General features: G+C 40.2%; 16 protein-coding genes. All 16 read right to left on the reverse strand.

Features of this window, described 5'->3' with window-relative positions; genetic code table 11:
* Positions 1-109: 109 nt before the first annotated feature.
* Complete coding sequence (locus VEB00_02425; GenBank protein HYF81871.1) at positions 110-634, reverse strand: nitroreductase; 525 nt, start codon at positions 632-634, stop codon at positions 110-112.
* 348 nt (positions 635-982) lie between these two features.
* Positions 983-1525: a hypothetical protein gene (locus tag VEB00_02430; GenBank protein ID HYF81872.1), complete on the reverse strand. Its 543-nt coding sequence runs from the start codon at positions 1523-1525 to the stop codon at positions 983-985.
* A gap of 309 nt (positions 1526-1834) precedes the next feature.
* Positions 1835-2629 carry an inositol monophosphatase family protein gene (locus tag VEB00_02435; protein HYF81873.1) on the reverse strand — a complete coding sequence of 265 codons (795 nt, stop codon included), beginning with the start codon at positions 2627-2629 and terminating at the stop codon, positions 1835-1837.
* Between the two features lie 349 nt (positions 2630-2978).
* Positions 2979-3503 (reverse strand): 2'-5' RNA ligase family protein, encoded by a 525-nt coding sequence (locus VEB00_02440; protein ID HYF81874.1) that lies wholly within the window; start codon positions 3501-3503, stop codon positions 2979-2981.
* A 446-nt stretch (positions 3504-3949) separates the two neighbouring features.
* Positions 3950-4558: an N-acetyltransferase gene (locus VEB00_02445; GenBank protein ID HYF81875.1), complete on the reverse strand. Its 609-nt coding sequence runs from the start codon at positions 4556-4558 to the stop codon at positions 3950-3952.
* Between the two features lie 183 nt (positions 4559-4741).
* Positions 4742-5296 (reverse strand): AAA family ATPase, encoded by a 555-nt coding sequence (locus VEB00_02450; GenBank protein ID HYF81876.1) that lies wholly within the window; start codon positions 5294-5296, stop codon positions 4742-4744.
* Between the two features lie 156 nt (positions 5297-5452).
* Positions 5453-5788 (reverse strand): hypothetical protein, encoded by a 336-nt coding sequence (locus tag VEB00_02455; protein HYF81877.1) that lies wholly within the window; start codon positions 5786-5788, stop codon positions 5453-5455.
* A gap of 202 nt (positions 5789-5990) precedes the next feature.
* Positions 5991-7715 (reverse strand): adenine deaminase, encoded by a 1725-nt coding sequence (gene ade, locus VEB00_02460; protein HYF81878.1) that lies wholly within the window; start codon positions 7713-7715, stop codon positions 5991-5993.
* Positions 7687-7857, reverse strand: a complete 171-nt coding sequence (locus tag VEB00_02465; protein HYF81879.1) for a hypothetical protein — start codon at positions 7855-7857, stop codon at positions 7687-7689. Before VEB00_02465 ends, ade begins: the two co-directional genes overlap by 29 nt.
* Before the next feature lie 102 nt (positions 7858-7959).
* A complete protein-coding gene (locus VEB00_02470; protein ID HYF81880.1) occupies positions 7960-9354 on the reverse strand; it encodes an NCS2 family permease in 1395 nt (464 codons plus the stop codon).
* 363 nt (positions 9355-9717) lie between these two features.
* Entirely contained in the window at positions 9718-10509 is a 792-nt protein-coding gene (nuoB, locus tag VEB00_02475) for an NADH-quinone oxidoreductase subunit NuoB (protein HYF81881.1), read from the reverse strand.
* Between the two features lie 284 nt (positions 10510-10793).
* Entirely contained in the window at positions 10794-12374 is a 1581-nt protein-coding gene (locus tag VEB00_02480; GenBank protein ID HYF81882.1) for an NADH-quinone oxidoreductase subunit C, read from the reverse strand.
* Position 12375: 1 nt separating this feature from the next.
* Positions 12376-13854 (reverse strand): hydrogenase 4 subunit F, encoded by a 1479-nt coding sequence (locus tag VEB00_02485; GenBank protein ID HYF81883.1) that lies wholly within the window; start codon positions 13852-13854, stop codon positions 12376-12378.
* A gap of 3 nt (positions 13855-13857) precedes the next feature.
* Positions 13858-14514: a hydrogenase gene (locus tag VEB00_02490; GenBank protein ID HYF81884.1), complete on the reverse strand. Its 657-nt coding sequence runs from the start codon at positions 14512-14514 to the stop codon at positions 13858-13860.
* Positions 14515-14516: 2 nt separating this feature from the next.
* On the reverse strand, positions 14517-15467 hold the full coding sequence (locus tag VEB00_02495; protein ID HYF81885.1) for an NADH-quinone oxidoreductase subunit H: 951 nt from the start codon (positions 15465-15467) through the stop codon (positions 14517-14519).
* A gap of 45 nt (positions 15468-15512) precedes the next feature.
* The gene (gene hyfB, locus VEB00_02500) at positions 15513-17558 is read right to left on the reverse strand and encodes a hydrogenase 4 subunit B (protein ID HYF81886.1); all 2046 of its coding nucleotides are present in this window, start codon (positions 17556-17558) and stop codon (positions 15513-15515) included.
* Positions 17559-17693: the final 135 nt, after the last annotated feature.

The following is a 17693-nucleotide window of genomic DNA, read 5'->3' on the forward strand; positions in this document are numbered from 1 at the left end:
CATCGGACTCTGCCCCGTGAAGCCAAGAGCAGCAAGGAGGCTACGGCCTTAAACCTCTTCTGATTCGTATTTTATAAATGTTATGACATAAAAAGACTAATGTTTAATTTTATAACCAACTTACAATATTTTTAGAAATATCTCTTCTTTTGGATTTTAAATCATTTTTATTTGAATAACCAACGGCTATAACAGCCATTAATTGTAGGTCATTTGAAACTCCTAGTAAATCTCGTACCTTATCTTCATTTTTTAATATTTCTCCAATCCAACAGGTAGATAAACCTAGCTCATGTGCAGCAAGTAATATATTCTGTATTGCAGCCCCTATTGATTGTACATGTTTCAAGTAAATATTCTGTATTTTGGAATCTATTGCTTTGGTATCAAGAAACACTGAAATTAAGCAAGAGGAATTTTGTACCCAATTACGAAATACAGTAAGTGACGATAATTCTTTTATTAAATTTTTATTATTCATTACTACGGAGAATCTCCATGGTTGCAAATTATTGCCGGATGGAGCCCAACTAGCAGCAGTTAATAATTGCTTTATATCATCCTTGCTTACTTCATTTGGAATATATGTTCGAACACTTCTACGGCTTAGTATAGATGACATTACTGGTTTCATATTATCACTCCTATCATTTTTTCCGATTTTTATAACTCATGTTACTACGCGATTTTCTACAAGTGTGTATAAGCAAACTCTACAAAGTCCTTCTTTTGCAAATCCGTGCAGGACGCCCGGCCAATTGCAGAGTCTGTTGTCTAACGTTTCGCACTCACGACACCTCTGAACCGGACCCCCAGAGACATTCCCCCTGGTGGAGCTACGCTCGCGGTGAAGGGGTGTGGTTGCTGCTCCCACTCCAGAGAAATGGCTTCTGCAACCCAAGGTACGCTTGCTCCTTGCCACTGCCCTACGTGCCGCAGCGTGAGGGCATTGATAGACGATGTTGCAACAATGACCCTAGAGCTAATTAACCTTATCTATTCGTTTTCTTATATTAGTTATTAATAGTACAATAGTAATCAGTACAAATATTGGCGTAATAATAATCATAAAATCTGTGAGCCACGATAGTTTGGTAGAGGTTAAGAAGTTTGGCAAGTATCTATCTGGTTGCCACTTATATACTTCATAGATCGGAACTATCCCATCTCCGGTCGCAATATATTCACTCGTGACACTAACAGCCCGCCCATACACAATAAAGTCAGCTTCATAGTAGCTAGGGTACTCTAGCTCCTTCATTGGTGTATTTCCAACCAATTCTACTGCACTATTATTAATATTTGGATACAGTTCTTCAAAAGAGTGTTTAAGTGGGTCATTACCCTTTAAAATAACTGCTTCAGGTCCAGTAACTGCTTGATAAGAGATGAGAAGCCTTCTCTCGTTAAATTCTGTATTTAAGCTCCCAGGTAGTTTTACTGGTAGAGATGAGATTATCGCAGTAATGATATATAATACCAGTAAAGCACGATATAACATCGATATATTCAGCTTTCTAATCAATCGTAAATAATCCCTCCTTAGAAATACCCAGGCAAATGAAACCAGCAGAGTGTTGCAATGTCGTCTAACGTCTCGCGCTGCCGACGTCACTGAACCGGCCCCATAAGGAATACCCCTTGGCGGTGCTTGCACCCGGTGAAGGGATGTGTGCGGCCTACTCCAGCGCCTTGCTTAACCGCACGAACGGCAGAGCATTGTTACATGCTGTGCCATGACCCTGACTTCAGCAAGCGTCATGGCAGACGCGTCCCTTAAACATCATTTGCGGCATAAAATATAATATGGCTAGAAGTAATATTTGTAATTATTCTACCGCTTGGTCAGTGTCTTATGAAGTTCATTAAAAATTCCGGGACTTGATACAATAATGTCATTTCCATTAAGACAATCTGGAATAATCATGTTCTGTTTAGTGCTGAAGTAACCGGTTATTGCTCCTGATTCCGTCGCAATAAGTTTTGCAGCTGCAACATCCCATGGTTGTAGTATCCCTTCATAGAATCCCTGCAGCCGTCCACATGCCACCCAACATATATCCAACGCCGGAGAACCGAGTCTCCTAATGTCTCTAACGTTGGGCAATATATTTTCTAATAGTACAATAACATCCCGTATATTATCTCTTTTATGTGGGAAACCAGTACCTATCACACATTGTTTCAAATCATTAATATCTTTTACCTTTATGGGTTTGTTATTGAGAAAAGCTCCAGAGCCCTCGGTAGCATAAAACATTTCATCAAGAAATGGATTATATACTACACCAACTCGGACCTTATCTTCAATTGCAAATGCAATTGAAACAGCCACTTGATAGTGATCATTGGCATACCCCACAGTGCCGTCAATCGGATCGATGATCCATGTCGGTTGTTGAATCGATATGTCCGTCTGTTCAATGTCTTCTTCCGATATCAAACGGTGATCGGGAAATAAAGTTGAGATTTCCATTTTTATAAGGTCATTTGAGATTAAATCCGCAGTTGTTACAAGCTCATACCCATGCTTTAAAGATTCATGATATTGATTATTTTCACGGATTTCTTTAATTCTCATGCCTGCTAAACGAGCTATTCGAATAGCTTCTCTTTTTATTGATTCCATTTGAGATCACACCCTTATCCTAATAATATAAATATACTACTACTTATTGTTTCTATTTGCACATCAACAACCTCTACATAGCCAGCTTTCGCAACCCGCGCATGGAGGCGCGGCCAACCCATGGCATTGCATGTAACGTCTTCGCACTCACGACGTCCCTGAACCGGACCATCAAGGAATCCCCCCTGGCGGAGCTGTGCTCCCGGTGAAGGGATGTAAATCGAAGATTTATGAGAAAACCTATTATTTAACTTGTCACATACCTTAGGCTTTACCAACGTGAGTGCCGTGTTATGTGACGTTGGTCGACCCGCAGAGCCGAGACCGACATGGACGTCGGTCCCTTACGTTACTCTAAGGAAACTCTAATTTCTATAATTGAGTCTTCAATTTCATTAATTATCTCCACAGTTATCTCATTAACAGTCGTTCTAAATGTATCAGCTATATTCTTTGTCTCATTAATTGCCAATTCAAAAGTTTCTTCGCTCTCAAAATTTCCGACCGTCATATGTGGTAAAAATATATCTCCCTTCAACCACTCAGGAAAATGTTCTTGTAAGATAGCGGTATATAATAGTTTGTGCAACTCAATAATCTTGTCACTACCTTGTTGAATGTTTAGAAACAGATATTTACCAAAGGATCTAGTCGGTGTAATCCCGTTAAGAACTACCTCAAAGGGTTTGTACCCCAACAAGACTGACGAAATATGCTCCTTTAGTTGACGAGTTTCTATATCGCTATCAAACGGAAAAACAAGCGTAATATGAGGTCTCACATGATTCGCAAGTGTATCATATTTCATTCTGACTTCATCAATAATTTCCACATTCTCAAATTGAGGAAAAATCATTATACATCTTTTTATCATCGGTACCCCTCTTTCAAATTTAACTTAATATAAATCCGCGTAAGGATGCGCGGCTCCCTTCGACCAATGTCATATAACGGTTCCGCACTCACGACACCACTGAACCGGACCCCATAGCCCTTCCCCTTGGCGGAGCTTCGCTCCCGGTGAAGGGGTGTGGTTGCCCTGCTTCCGCTTCAGAGCAAATGCATCCAGCAACCCAAGGCACGAATGCTTCCTGCGCTTGCCCTACGTGCCGCAGCGTGAGGGCATTGTTAGATGATGGCTCATGCCCCTCAACGTCTTGCTTAACAACCTTTATATACTGTTTCCGGTATCCGGAACCTGACATGGGTCAATTATGTAAATATTGTCTCTCGCGGGTTTAAATATCTCACAAACTACACATAGGAGTTTGCACCTAATATAAAAATTGCGTAATACTATATTAAATATTTTGTTCATATTTACTTTAGTTGAGTACCTGTAACACGTTTCTCTTTGTAAGTAAATCCTTTTTCAAAAATCTCCAGTTCATCTTTCTCTATTTTAAAAGCCTCATCTTCATAAAACTTGCCTGAAATACCGTTCAAGCCGCCGTCATAAAGTTCTAATGCCATAAATGCCTCAAAGTTCTCACCCCAAGATGTTTGAATCCCATATTCTTTGGCATTTATAAAACCAAATCTATGATAGTATTCTGGGTTTCCAAAAATAATTATCGCTTTATATCCCAGCTGCTTTGCTTTTTCAATAGAATAGTTCATTAACAAAGAACCAATCCCTTTTCCTTGACAAGATGGAAATACTCCAATTGGTCCCATGCACAAAACTTCGAATTCCTTATTTTCATCATTGAATACTTTTGCTTTTGAATAGATTATATTACCGACAATTCTATCATTGTCACATGCAACAAAACTCAGTTCTTTAACAAATGCAGGTACTTTTCTTATTTTATGAACAATTAGGTGTTCATCGCATCCTGGTTTGTATAAATTCCAAAATGCTTCTCTTGTCAGATATTCTACATCTCTATAATCATTTTCTTTTTCTAGTCTGATTGATATATTCATCTTATTTCTCTCCTTAAAACACTCTTATTTCACATTATCACACCGATACGCAGTATAAGAATAGTACTTCTTACATAAATCAATCTGCATTATCTGTCAGCTAACGGTCTCGCACTCACGACACCACTGAACCGAACCTCGTAGCCCTGCCCCTTCCCTCCGTGCCTTATCGTGAGTGCTTTGTTATCTGAAGTTATTTTGGGTTACCTTTTTAAGAACAGCTTCTATTCTTTCTTCTACAGTAAAATCCCCTTCAATCCTGAGTGTGGGACATGTTAGAGTTGACATCCAGTATTCATGTAACGCTCTACTTCTCATGTCCAATCCTGCTTCATCATATTTTGATGCCCATTCAATGAAGTTCTGATAACTTTCATATCTGCTCCCACCAGGTTCAATGTCTGAACCATACCTCTGTCTTTCTCTTTCAATAAGTCTTTTAATTCTAATATCTTTGGGTACCCAAAGATATACCACTAAGTCAAAGTATGGAATGAATATATCTCCCCAACCACATAATGTGCCTGTTAGTATCCAACTCTCATATTTATCCAAATCCATACGTAGTAACTCTTGCCGATCAGTTCTTTCTCTCTTTTGCGTAAACAATGGAGGCTTAGACAGCCAAAAATAATCATCAGTATCAAAATGCTTATAGCCTAAATTCTCTGCTAAAGCTCTTCCTAGAGTGCTTGTTCCTGATCCAGAGGCACCAATGATGTGTATTCTTTTTATCATTTTATCCTCCCTACATAAATACCTTATCCAGTAATATAAACAATATTAACAACCAAAATAATTTTAACTACTGCATTGATGCCCTGTTTCATCAATACCTTCATATCTCTGTTGTCGTGCTGCTCTGGTGTCCCAAGAGTCCGCGATATATGAAACCTAATCACCACTTTCCCTGTTCTTTTCCAAATAAGTCTCCATACACCTAATAATCAAATATAAGACTTCGCAAGTTACTTTCAAAACTACTATGGAAATTATAAATGAAACAATGGCACCACCTACACCTAGCGGAAAGTTATTTACTGGTTTTGAAGTAAACCATCGCTGTCCATCTTGTATAAACGAGATGGCTTTATCATATGTGTTTGTCATATACAAGAACTTCCCAAACAAAAATGATGAAATTGCTGATAGAACAGTTCCTACCCAGAACAAATTCTTAGCGATACGACTTGCTCCCGTTTTCCCAAAGTCTAAGAACCTATCAAGCATGCTACTTCCCCCTTTGTTGTATACTCGGCTGGAGTATATGCCAACATTTACCTATTATCTCTTCTATTATACGATATATGAGCCCTTGTGAAAATGCACCATCATATAATAATTCCCATCATTCATATGACAATTTTCGCTATTTTCCTACAAAAATGAAAAAGTCGGGATTATCCAATAATCCCGACCATTGTTATTCCTTCTATATCTCATCTATCTTAGTAAATCTGAAATTCACCACATCAAACAGTCCCAAGTCTGTGACTTTTAACTCCGGTATAACCGGAAGTGCCAGAAACGCTAGTGTCATAAAGGGATCATAGTCTCTTGAGACACCCATCCTATAAGCTACGCCCAGCATATCCTCCAGCTGCTCCTGCAGCTGCTCCAGTGGTATATCGCTCATCAGACCGCCTATTGGCAGCGGGATTGAGCGTATTATACTGCCCTTGGAAGCTATTGCAATTCCGCCTCCAATTTCCTGCAGATGCTCTGCTGCAGTGCGCATATCCAGGTCGCTGTCCCCGATGACTACGATATTATGTGAGTCATGGGCTACAGTGGATGCTATCGCACCGTTCTTGAGTCCTAGGCCTTCCACAAGACCTAACCCTATATTACCCGTAGCATTATGCCTTTCGATAACTGCAATCTTTAGAAGTGCTTTCCCCTCACTAGTGGCATACTTCCCATCTTCTTCACTTACATTGCGCCACAAATCCTTCGTAACCAATGAGTGGGACTGTAGACCAATAACTCTTAACCCCTGTTCTTCGGTTGTTATGCTGAAGCAATCTTCTGTTAGGGGCTTGATGTTCACAGAGTTTCGCATCTTTGAATCGTTGATGCTCTTTATTTCAAATAGTGCTTTTCCTTCTTCGGCAATCAGCTTGCCTTCCTTGTATACCTGATATATCTCCAAATCCTCCAGGTCATTCAACACCACCATGTCCGCCTTATAACCCGGTGCAATGGCTCCAACCCGCTCCAGGTTATAACATCTTGCCACATTGAGTGTAGCCATTTGTATGGCTTTCACCGGATCGACTCCCTGCTTTATCGCCAGTCTTATATTATTATCAATATGTCCATCAATCAAAATATCCTCAGGGTGCCTGTCATCTGTGCAGAACATGCACCTCGCTGCACTGCTTTCATTCAAGGCCGGCAAAAGGTCGATAACGTTCCTCGCCGCTGAGCCTTCCCGCAGCATAACATGCATTCCCAGCCTCAAGCGTTCCCTCGCTTCCTCTGCGCTTGTACATTCATGCTCCGTTCTTACACCTGCTACAATATATGCATTCAAATCTTTTCCGCTCAGAAGAGGCCCATGCCCATCTATGAATTTGTTTGCATTCTTTGCAAGTACTATCTTATTCATTATGGATTTCTCATTATGTATGACATTTGTAAAATCCATTAGCTCGCCCAGTCCCAGTACCCTTGGATGGCTGATTATCTCCATCAAATCTTCTGCTTTAAGCACACTGCCTGAATTTTCAAAGGGTGTTGCCGGTACGCAGGATGGGAGCATTATATAGACATCAATGGGGAGATTCTCGGTTCCTTCAAGCATATACTTGATACCTGCTATGCCCTTTACATTAGCTATTTCATGGGGGTCGGCAACCAAGGCTGTAGTGCCTCTTGCTGCTACAGCTCTCGCAAATTCTCCCGGGGTAACCATAGAGGACTCAATATGCACATGCCCATCCATAAAACCGGGAGCCAGGTATTTGCCTTCCATATCCAGCTCAACGGCGCCAGTATATTCGCCTATTCCCGCTATGTATCCATCATGGACCGCAACATCCGTCTTATAGATTTCCCCGGTAAAAACATTCACAAGGCTTATATTTTTAAAAACCGTCTGCGCTTTCGCCCTGCCTGCAGCTACATCAACCAAGGCCATAATAATATCCCTCATCCAAACACCCTTTCCCTTTATATTTAGGCTGAAGAAATTCATGATCTACCATGGAGGTTTCATAATTATTTTCTACAATTATATCACACTTTTTGAATGCTTCCACAATATTTCCTTTTCTTAGCTTATAGTGGTAAATCATATTCCAGGATTCCCCTGAGGAGAACTGGCACAAAAAATAAAAGGCGATTAGAGAACTCAGTTCCCTAACCGCCTTTAAAGAGATTTTTACATTTATATATTGTTATCCTGCCATTGTAACAAACCTAAGCGCAAATAGTACGGCAAGAATATATACTATTGGGTGTACTTCCTTACCCTTACCTACTGAGAGCTTCATTATAGGATATGAAATGAAGCCTACTGCGATACCGTTTGCTATGCCATAGGAAAGTGGCATAATTATTAGTGTAAGGAATGCTGGTAACGCTTCTGTAAAGTCTTCAAAATCAATTTCCTTTACTGCACCCACCATCATAACACCAACAATAATAAGTGCCGGTGCTGTTGCTGCTGCTGGAATCAAACCAGCTATAGGAGCTATGAACAAGCTTGCAATAAACATTACTGCAACCACAAAAGCGGTTAAACCTGTTCTTCCGCCTTCCATAACACCAGCTGCAGACTCTACATATGTAGTTGTGTTTGAAGTACCGAAAACCGCACCAACTGAGGTAGCAACCGAGTCAGATATAAGAGCTTTGTCAATTCTTATAACTTTACCGTTCTTGTCAAGCATTCCAGCCTTTGTGCCGGTGCCTACAAGAGTTCCAATAGTGTCGAAAATATCAACAAAGCTGAAGGATATTATAAGTGTGATAATTGCAATCAATGTACTCCATACATCAACTGCTCCTGTTGCCTTTGCAAGTCCTGCAAAGTCAAAATGCATGAATGTAGGAGCCAAACTTGGAGGAGCCGAGAAAGGGCTGAATCCCGCAGGTATTGCTACTACACCCAACGGTATGCCAATAAGTGTTGTTGCTAAAATACCGATAAGCATTGCACCTTTTACTTTTCTTGCAAGCAGAATTCCTGTTATGAATAAACCAATAACTGCAAGAAGCGTATTCGGTGCTGCAAAATTACCAAAGCCTACTACAGTTGCGGGGTTTGCTATTATAATTCCAGCATTCTGGAAGCCTATAAATGCGATGAAAAGTCCAATACCAGCACTGACTGCATGCTTCATTGAATCGGGGATTGCATCAACAATAGCCATTCTGATCTTACTAACTGTTATAATGATTGAGAATATACCAGACAGGAATACAATGGCCAGACCCTGCTGCCATGTAAAGCCCATTGTAAGAACAACGGTAAAAGTAAAGAATGCATTAAGTCCCATACCTGGTGCTTGTGCATAGGGGCAATTTGCATAGAGTGCCATAACCAGAGACCCTACAGCAGCTGCCAAACAAGTAGCTACCATTACTGCGCCTACCACCGGGTCATTAAATGCATTGAAGCCGGCAGCTCCGTCACCCAGGGCATTGGCTGCGTTCATACCTGCCATCTTCAGGATTGACGGATTGACAAATATTATGTACGCCATTGTTACAAATGTAGTAAGTCCAGCCAGTATTTCAGTCTTTACATTGGTTTTGTTTTCTCTGAGCTTGAACAGCCTCTCCAGCATACCGGAATCTTGTACGTTTGATTTTGTTGTCACGTAATTCCCTCCTTAATTTTTGTTGATTGAACTTCGCTTCTGTATAATTTTATGTACAATAAATATATTACTATACTATTATAATTAAAAACTATACCTTACCACAACAACTTTATGTGATAAGTATTAATTATATATATTAATAAGCTGATTAATTATTATAATAAGCACCTTTACAGATGATAAAGTTCCCTTTTATGGTAATATTAGTATTCGGGCGGGATATATAAAAATCCTCCTTTTGTGGAGATGGAATTAATTAGAATTTTAAGAAATCATACTTGAAAGCCCTGGAATAGTTTATCTGTTCCAGGGCTTTGCTATTCAATATTATTCAATTCTGTCCAAGGCTTTCAACATTCCATATATAATAGCCTGAGGTCTTGGTGGACAGCCCGGGATATAAACATCTACGGGTACAATGCAATCTATTCCGTTCCTGGTTGCATAGCTGTCCTTGAAGATACCCCCGCTGCATGCGCAAGCACCCACAGCTACTACAAGCTTGGGATCAGGGGCCGAATTATAGGTTTTTACAAGAGCCAGCTCCATATTCCTTGAAGCAGTTCCGGTAACCAGCAGCATATCAGCATGCCTCGGTGATGCAACGAAGTGAAGTCCGAACCTTTCCAAGTCATTAAACGGATTGTTCAATGCATTTATTTCATAATCGCAGCCATTACACGAGCCGGCATCCACTTCTCTTATCTGCAGACTGCGTCCAAACATTTTTTTCACTTTCTCTTCAAGCTTCCTGCCTATTATTTCATAGGATTCATCGGGTACTTCCCTGATTTCAACAGCTGGAGCTTCTTTTCGCAAGAAGACGCGGCTTTTTTCCGCCAATTCAAACTCACTTGTCATTGTAACAGCCTTAGCCGGACATACTTCCTCGCAAAGGGAGCAAAATATGCACTCATCCAGGTTTATTCCTATTTCCTTCTTTTGCTTATCAAGCACTATAGCAGCCGAAGGGCACCTGTTAACGCACTCCCCGCATGCTGTACAAACCGAAGCGTCTATAGCCGGCTTTCCCATGATAAATCCGGGGTTAGTGCGATCTTTAGGGTATTCATTTGTTAATCTGGGGTATTTAATTATTTTTTTCAATGTATCAAACATAATTAATCATCCTTATCTACATATTTCATACCAAATCCATTACATAATAATAGAATACTGCGACACAAGGGAACGGGTACCACTGAACACACGGATATTCCACGGATTCCTACGGAATTGCGCGGTTAATTTATATAATATATAGCGACATTAGAGAGTTTTGATACTTACTCTTTATCAATTATTCTTATGTTTCAGAATATTTTTTCCCGCCGTGTATTTAGTGGATTTCAGTGTTTTTCCGAAGGAAAACCGTGGTGCCGTTCCCTATTACTTAAGACGCACTATAAGTCATTTCCCGCATATGACAAGTTGAAGCTTTTGTTTATCAACGGAAAATCAGGTACCGTATTACCTTTGACTGCATGGCATAATGCCGGCCAATTGCAGAATGACGGGGTTCTGACCTTATACCTGAATATTGTGTTATTCTCGCCTGTCATCACCCAGTGAATGTTTTCCCCTCTGGGAGATTCAGTATAGCCTAATGCAAACTCATAAGGCTTAACTTCAGTTATGGTTGATAGTATTTCTCCTGCTTTCATTGCTTCAATAGCCTGTGTTATTATTTTTATTGCTTCGTAGCATTCTTCTATTTTTACATTCATTCTGCTGTTTACATCGCCATAATCATGTTCCGGTACATTGAATGCTGTACTCTCATACATTTCATAGGGGAACTCACGTCTTACATCGTATTTTATGCCCGAAGCACGGCCTGCCGGCCCGGTTGCATTCATGTCAAGGGCAATGCTGTTTTTAAGCACTCCTGTATTCTCCACCCTATCTATAAAAAAGCTGCTTGCCTTAATTATCTTTACTGTATCATCAAGTTCTTTTTTTATTACCTTGATCATATCAATGATTTTCTTCTCATTACTGCTGATAAAGTCTTTTCTTAGCCCTCCCGGCTTGTTCACACTCCTCAAAAACCTGCTTCCGGTCAGTTCTTCTGTAAGCTGATACATCCAACCGCGCAGCATATTAAACTGTGAAGCCGCAAACCCATATGCCACATCGACGCATATCCCTGAAAGGTCGCCAAAGTGGCTTATCAGGCGCTCAGTCTCAGCAAATACAACTCTTGAATAACTGGCTCTTTGAGGTACCACAACCCCTGCAATTTTCTCTATAGCCTGGCAGAAGGCAAGGGAATTGGAGAAAGTCTCATCCCCGGATATCCTTTCGGATATGTAGAAGCATTTTTCTATGCTGGTGCCCTCGCTCAATTTTTCTATTCCTTTATGAACAAAATAAAGCTGTGCCTCAAGGTTTATTATTGGTTCCCCAGCTACGCTGAACCTGAAATGACCCGGCTCTATTATGCCTGCATGCACCGGGCCTACCGGAATTTCAAAAACCCCTGTTCCTTCGATTTTAACAAATTCCTGATCGTTTTTTTCAAAATGCGGCTTATGCTTGCTGTCAAAATCCTTCCTTAACGGATACATATTCTCCGGCCAATTGCCGTGAAATACAAAGCGCCTTGAATCCGGATGTCCTTCAGGAATGATACCAAATAAATCCCTTATTTCACGCTCGTAAAGGTGAGCCTGGTGTATATCTATTGTGATAGATTTAAATGTGGGATTTTCCGCTCCTACACCGTATTTCAGGATGAGAAAGAAGCCTTCCTCTTTAATTGCGAAAACGTAGTAAATCCCGTACTTACCGCAAATCGACCTCTCATCGTTTGCAAATAGGGATACCAGCGACCCTCCAACGCTGCACACATGTTTGCAGATATTCAGTATATTATCGCCGTTGACTTCCACATATATCTCATTTGAATTGTGAGTGCTGCAGCTGTATATATCATCTGGAAAACTCCCTGAAAGTTCATCTAATACTCTTTGAAACGACATATTATTGTCCCCCCATTATTATTCTGGACGCTGATTCAATAAGCATTGAAAGCGGCTTGGGCATATAAAGACCCATCACAGCTATGACAACAAATAAAACGATTATTACGGCAGTGCCGGGATAGTTTATATCTCCCCGCACCATATTCTTGTTCTTGACTTCACCGAAAAACATCATGAGCATTGATACTGCTATACCAACAAATACAAGACTTATAAGCAGTATCAGCATTATTCCGAGTGCAGTGTGATCAGCATCAAAGAAAGCAATTATTATATTCAATTCACTTGCAAACACGCTGAAGGGCGGCATACCTGCAATAGCAAACAAACCAAGGAGAAATGCAGTGCCGGTAATCGGGAGTATCCTAAGTAATCCGGTTACCCTGGAAATCTCCTTTGTCTTATATTTCAGATACACATTCCCTGATGAAAGGAAAAGCATTGATTTCGTGAATGCATGATTTACCATATGAAACAGCGCCCCGAATACAGCAATTGGTGTAAATGCCCCAAAGCCCAAGGCTATAATACCCATGTGCTCAATGCTGGAGTATGCAAGAAGACGCTTATAGTCTCTTTGTCTGAGAATGAATAAGGCTGCTGTTGCAATTGATAAGAAACCTGCAATCAGAAACAGCCTTCCAGTATAAGCAGTGCTCCCAAGACTCTTATTTACAATTATTGTCACTCTGATTATTCCATACATTGCGCTGTTGAGTAAAACCCCTGAAAGCAGGGCGCTGATAGGTGCCGGCGCCTGGCTGTGTGCATCAGGCAGCCATGTATGCATTGGAGCAAGTCCCACCTTTGTGCCGTATCCCACAAATATAAATATAAATGCTATTTTCAGTATACTCGCATCAAGCTTGGCCGCGTTTTGATTAAGAAACAACCAGTTCAACTGAATGCTTGGATTATGAAAAACACTGGCTGAAGCGTAGTTTATGAAAACAATTCCTAAAAGCGCAAGTGCAATACCAACTGAACAAATTATTACATACTTCCATGCAGCTTCTATTGAGTGCTTGTTATTATAGAACCCTACCAGAAATACGGAGGCCAGCGTAGTGGCTTCTATTGCTATCCACATCAGTCCCAAGTTCTGAGTAGTAACAACCAGCACCATTGTGAATATGAATGTATATATCAATATGTAAAATAGCTTAATGCTCCTCAGTTCAATGGCTTTATGCTTATACTCCTCATTAAGATATCCTATTGAATAAATACATACCAGAGAGCCAAGTATCAATATTATATCCAATAAAAGCACACTTAGGGAATCTATATAGAAATAACCCGCAAGCTCTGGGAAGCTTAGATTTCCAAAGGCAAGAACCCCATTGGTTATATATATCGAAGCAAGCAGCAGCAGTACTGCCCCTGTCGCATTTATCGCGTGTAATACGCCCTTCTTATTTGTTAATAAGAAAAGCAGTGCGAATATTAACGGAATTAGCAATGCAAAGATTTCCATGTCTTATCCCCTCAAGTTCCTCAATTTGTTTAAATCAATCGAATCAAAATTCTCATTTATTTTAAATACCAATACACCCATTATCATAACTGCTGTAAGCAAATCGACAAGTATGCCAGCATCAATAATTATAGGCATTCCATGGGTAATAAACAATGCAGCGGTAAACAAACCGTTTTCTATAACCAGAAAACCTATTATCTGGCTAATAGCCTTTTTCCTGTTTATCATAAAGAATAGACCTATCAACATAACTGAAATTGAATTTACTAGATAAAGCCTTATGCTGCTGTCATTAATGCCCTTAACCGCAGAAACAGAAAAGTATGATAATATTACCAGTCCGAAACAGATCAATACAGCTAAAGGTATATTCAGAAAAAAGCCCTTCTCAACCTTGTGCTCGACTTTAGCAGCAGTACCTCTGAGAAGCTTTGGAATATATATAACCTTTAGTGCGATTATCAAGCCGCATACTACAAGAATGTCGATCTTTCCCTCCTTGAAGAGGTTCTGGATGCCGAGCAAGCCGGCGGCTATAGCAATAAGAAGCGACTGAATCCTGAAGGTCTTGATGCAGGAGTCCACCCTCTTGTTTGCCACCAGCATAAATGATGATAACAATATAAGAATTGATAATATACTCAAATAGTCCTTCATGCTTACCTCCCCACAATGAAATATTCCGCAAATCCAAGAAAAGAAAGTATAAACGAAATAGCTGCCAGATTCGGAACGCTGAAAAGCCTAAGCTTTACCGTACTGATTTCAGCAATAGCAACAAGCACTGATATAAATATGACCTTAGCTAAATACAGCAAAAGTGATACGATCACGACCATTGCAGGATTGACCATATGTATTAATGCATCAAGCGGAATAAACAAGTTTGCAAGCAAGGTTATAAGTATCAGCTGTTTTATTGATGCTCCCAGTTCCATGAGTGCCAGGTGCTTTCCTGAATATTCAAGGATCATTGCCTCATGCACCATAGTCAACTCCAAATGAGTTGCAGGGTCATCTATAGGTATTCTTGACGTCTCTGCCATCAGAATGATAAAAACAGCCAGAAAAACCAATACATAAACAGGTTGAATAATCAAAGGGCCAAGCTGTGTGGCATTAACCATCATCGTATATGCAGAAGTTGATTTTGCCATAAGTCCTATAGTGAACAGGGACACAAGCATGGAAGGCTCAAATATTGAGGAAATCATCATTTCCCTGCTGCTTCCCATACCTCCAAAGGTACTTCCTGTATCAAGAGCAGCCAGTGTCAGAAAGAACCTGCCCAGAGCCAGTATGTAAATCGATAGTATTATATCTCCGGCAAAGCTCACCGGTTGTATAAGCGTTGTTACAGGGATTAAGAGCGCCGCGCATAGGTTGGCTGTAAATATTACATAAGGCGCAGCCTTAAAAATCCACGATGAAGTTTCAGATACCACAGTATCCTTTTTCATGAGTTTAAATATATCATAATAAAGTTGGAGCACTGGTGCGCCTTTTCTCTTTTGTGAAAGAGCCTTGATTTTCTTTATTATGCCATTCACTAAAGGCGCAACACATATCATAACTAACAATTGTATCAATATGTAAACAATACTGTCCATTTTAATTCTCCTTAAATGTTTCTGTAATAAAACACATCAACGCGTTTAGCTTAGGACGTAATAAACCAACAGAGCAATCATTGTAACAAATATATAGATGAGATATGCATGTATGCTGCCTGTTTGTATGGAATGCCTTGTTCTTTTTGAAAACTGAGCAAATAAGCGTATTATAGGTGCATAAAAGTACAGTTCAAACAGAGATTGTGTAGACACTATATATTTGATTGACTTATGATAATACGGCGATGCACCTTCCTCTGTCTTTATTTCTCTACCAGGCATATAAAGCGGCTTCAAAACAATACGCAGCGGTTTTGAATATCCCGTAGCACTATACTGCATCCGTGGGTTTAGTCCAACAAATCCACAGTCCCATGTGCCATATTTTCTTTCTTTTGAATGACCTCCTGCCAATTTTACCAATATAAAGGTCACACTTGCGATGACAACCCCCATAATAACAACCGCAATTGGTGAAATCGCGTTTTTATTTATACTTAAAGGATAATAAACGAAAAATGCTCCTCCTTGCAGATCGGATATAAGCGTTGTGCCTATCATTTCAAGGTTTACCCTGTCAATAAGTCTCAAGGCCAATGTTGGGAAAATACCCAGTATGACACATAATAGAGTAAGCAAGCCTTGCCCTATTCTCATGCTTGCTGGAACCTCCCGCGCACTTTCTGCATGCTCACTTCTGGGCAATCCCAGAAAAGATATTCCTATCAGTTTTACAAAGCAAGCCGCTGCTAATGCACCTGCCATAGCAAGTGCCGCCACGGTCAGCATGGATATGAGGTTTATTGCCGAGGTGTTTGAGCCTAAACTCATAAATAATGACTGATAAGTCATCCACTCGCTGGCAAAACCATTAAAAGGAGGTATTGCAGATATCGAAAGAGCTGCTATCAGAAAGAGGAGTCCGGTAAAGGGCATCTTTTTTATGAGACCTCCCAATTCCTCCATATCCTTGGTGTGAGTTGCATAATGTATTGAGCCGGCCCCCAGGAAAAGTGCACCTTTGAATAGTGTATGGTTCAAAAGGTGAAAAAGCGCAGCCATCATGGAAAGACCGCATAAAACCATATTCCCGCTGGAGTATGCCATAAAGGAAATACCCATTCCCATCAATATTATTCCTATATTTTCTATACTGCTATAAGCAAGAAGCCGTTTGATGTTGTGCTCCATTAGAGCATAAGCCACTCCCAGCACTGCAGAGACAGCCCCGGCAGTAAGTATCAAAACACCCCACCACATAGGCTTGTCCGTAAAAGAAATAAATGCAAAACGGAGAATTCCATATATAGCGGTTTTTATCATTATTCCTGACATAAGGGCCGATACATTGCTTGGAGCTGCCGGATGCGCATAAGGAAGCCATACATGAAAGGGAATCACACCGGCTTTTGTACCGAAGCCAATCAGAAGCAAAACAAATACTATACTCTTGATACTTGCCGGGACAGCACCAATATTAACTCCAATCTCAAGGCTGTGGGTGTACTTGTACGTTAACATGAAAGCTATCGTTAAGAAGGCTGTACCGATATGAGTCATTATTAGGTATAGTGTCCCTGCTTTTCTGTTTTCTGCATGCTCGCCTTCAAATATGACCAGGAAGTATGATAATAAAGACATTAGCTCCCATGATATCAGGAAGCCTATGACATTGCCTGATGTCATCACAAATATCATCGATAATATAAAAGTGTTATATAAAAAATTAAACATTCCTACGTTTCTCTTGTTGTAATAATGCGAAATATACCCTATCGAGTATATTGACACTGCCAATACCAGAATTGAAAGAGCAAGTATGAAAAAAGCCGAAAGCTTGTCTATATACAGATTGAAGGCTATATGAGGCACAGACATGGAAAAGCTTGCAATGACAGTCTTCTGTGTTCCTTCCACGATATTGGCGATAGAAAGCCAGATACCCGCAGCTGCGGCTATAGAGCTTAATAGGTTAGATAGTATATTGCAGATTTTATGTTTATTATAGAAAACAAGCGATGTTAGCGCGCTTGCAGTATAAAAAACCAACATAGCTGCAGCTAATGGTCCGTTATTAATTATGTACATTTTTTAACCTCCAAAAAGACGTATGAACGCTTCCATTATACTCCTCGAGTTCAGAAATGCAAGAGTTTATTGCTGGAATTTGTTGTTTTTTGCATGAAAATAAACCCGTCTATGAGCTAAATCATAGACGGGTTT

The organism is Clostridia bacterium (assembly GCA_035628995.1).
Taxonomy (GTDB): domain Bacteria; phylum Bacillota; class Clostridia; order Lutisporales; family Lutisporaceae; genus BRH-c25.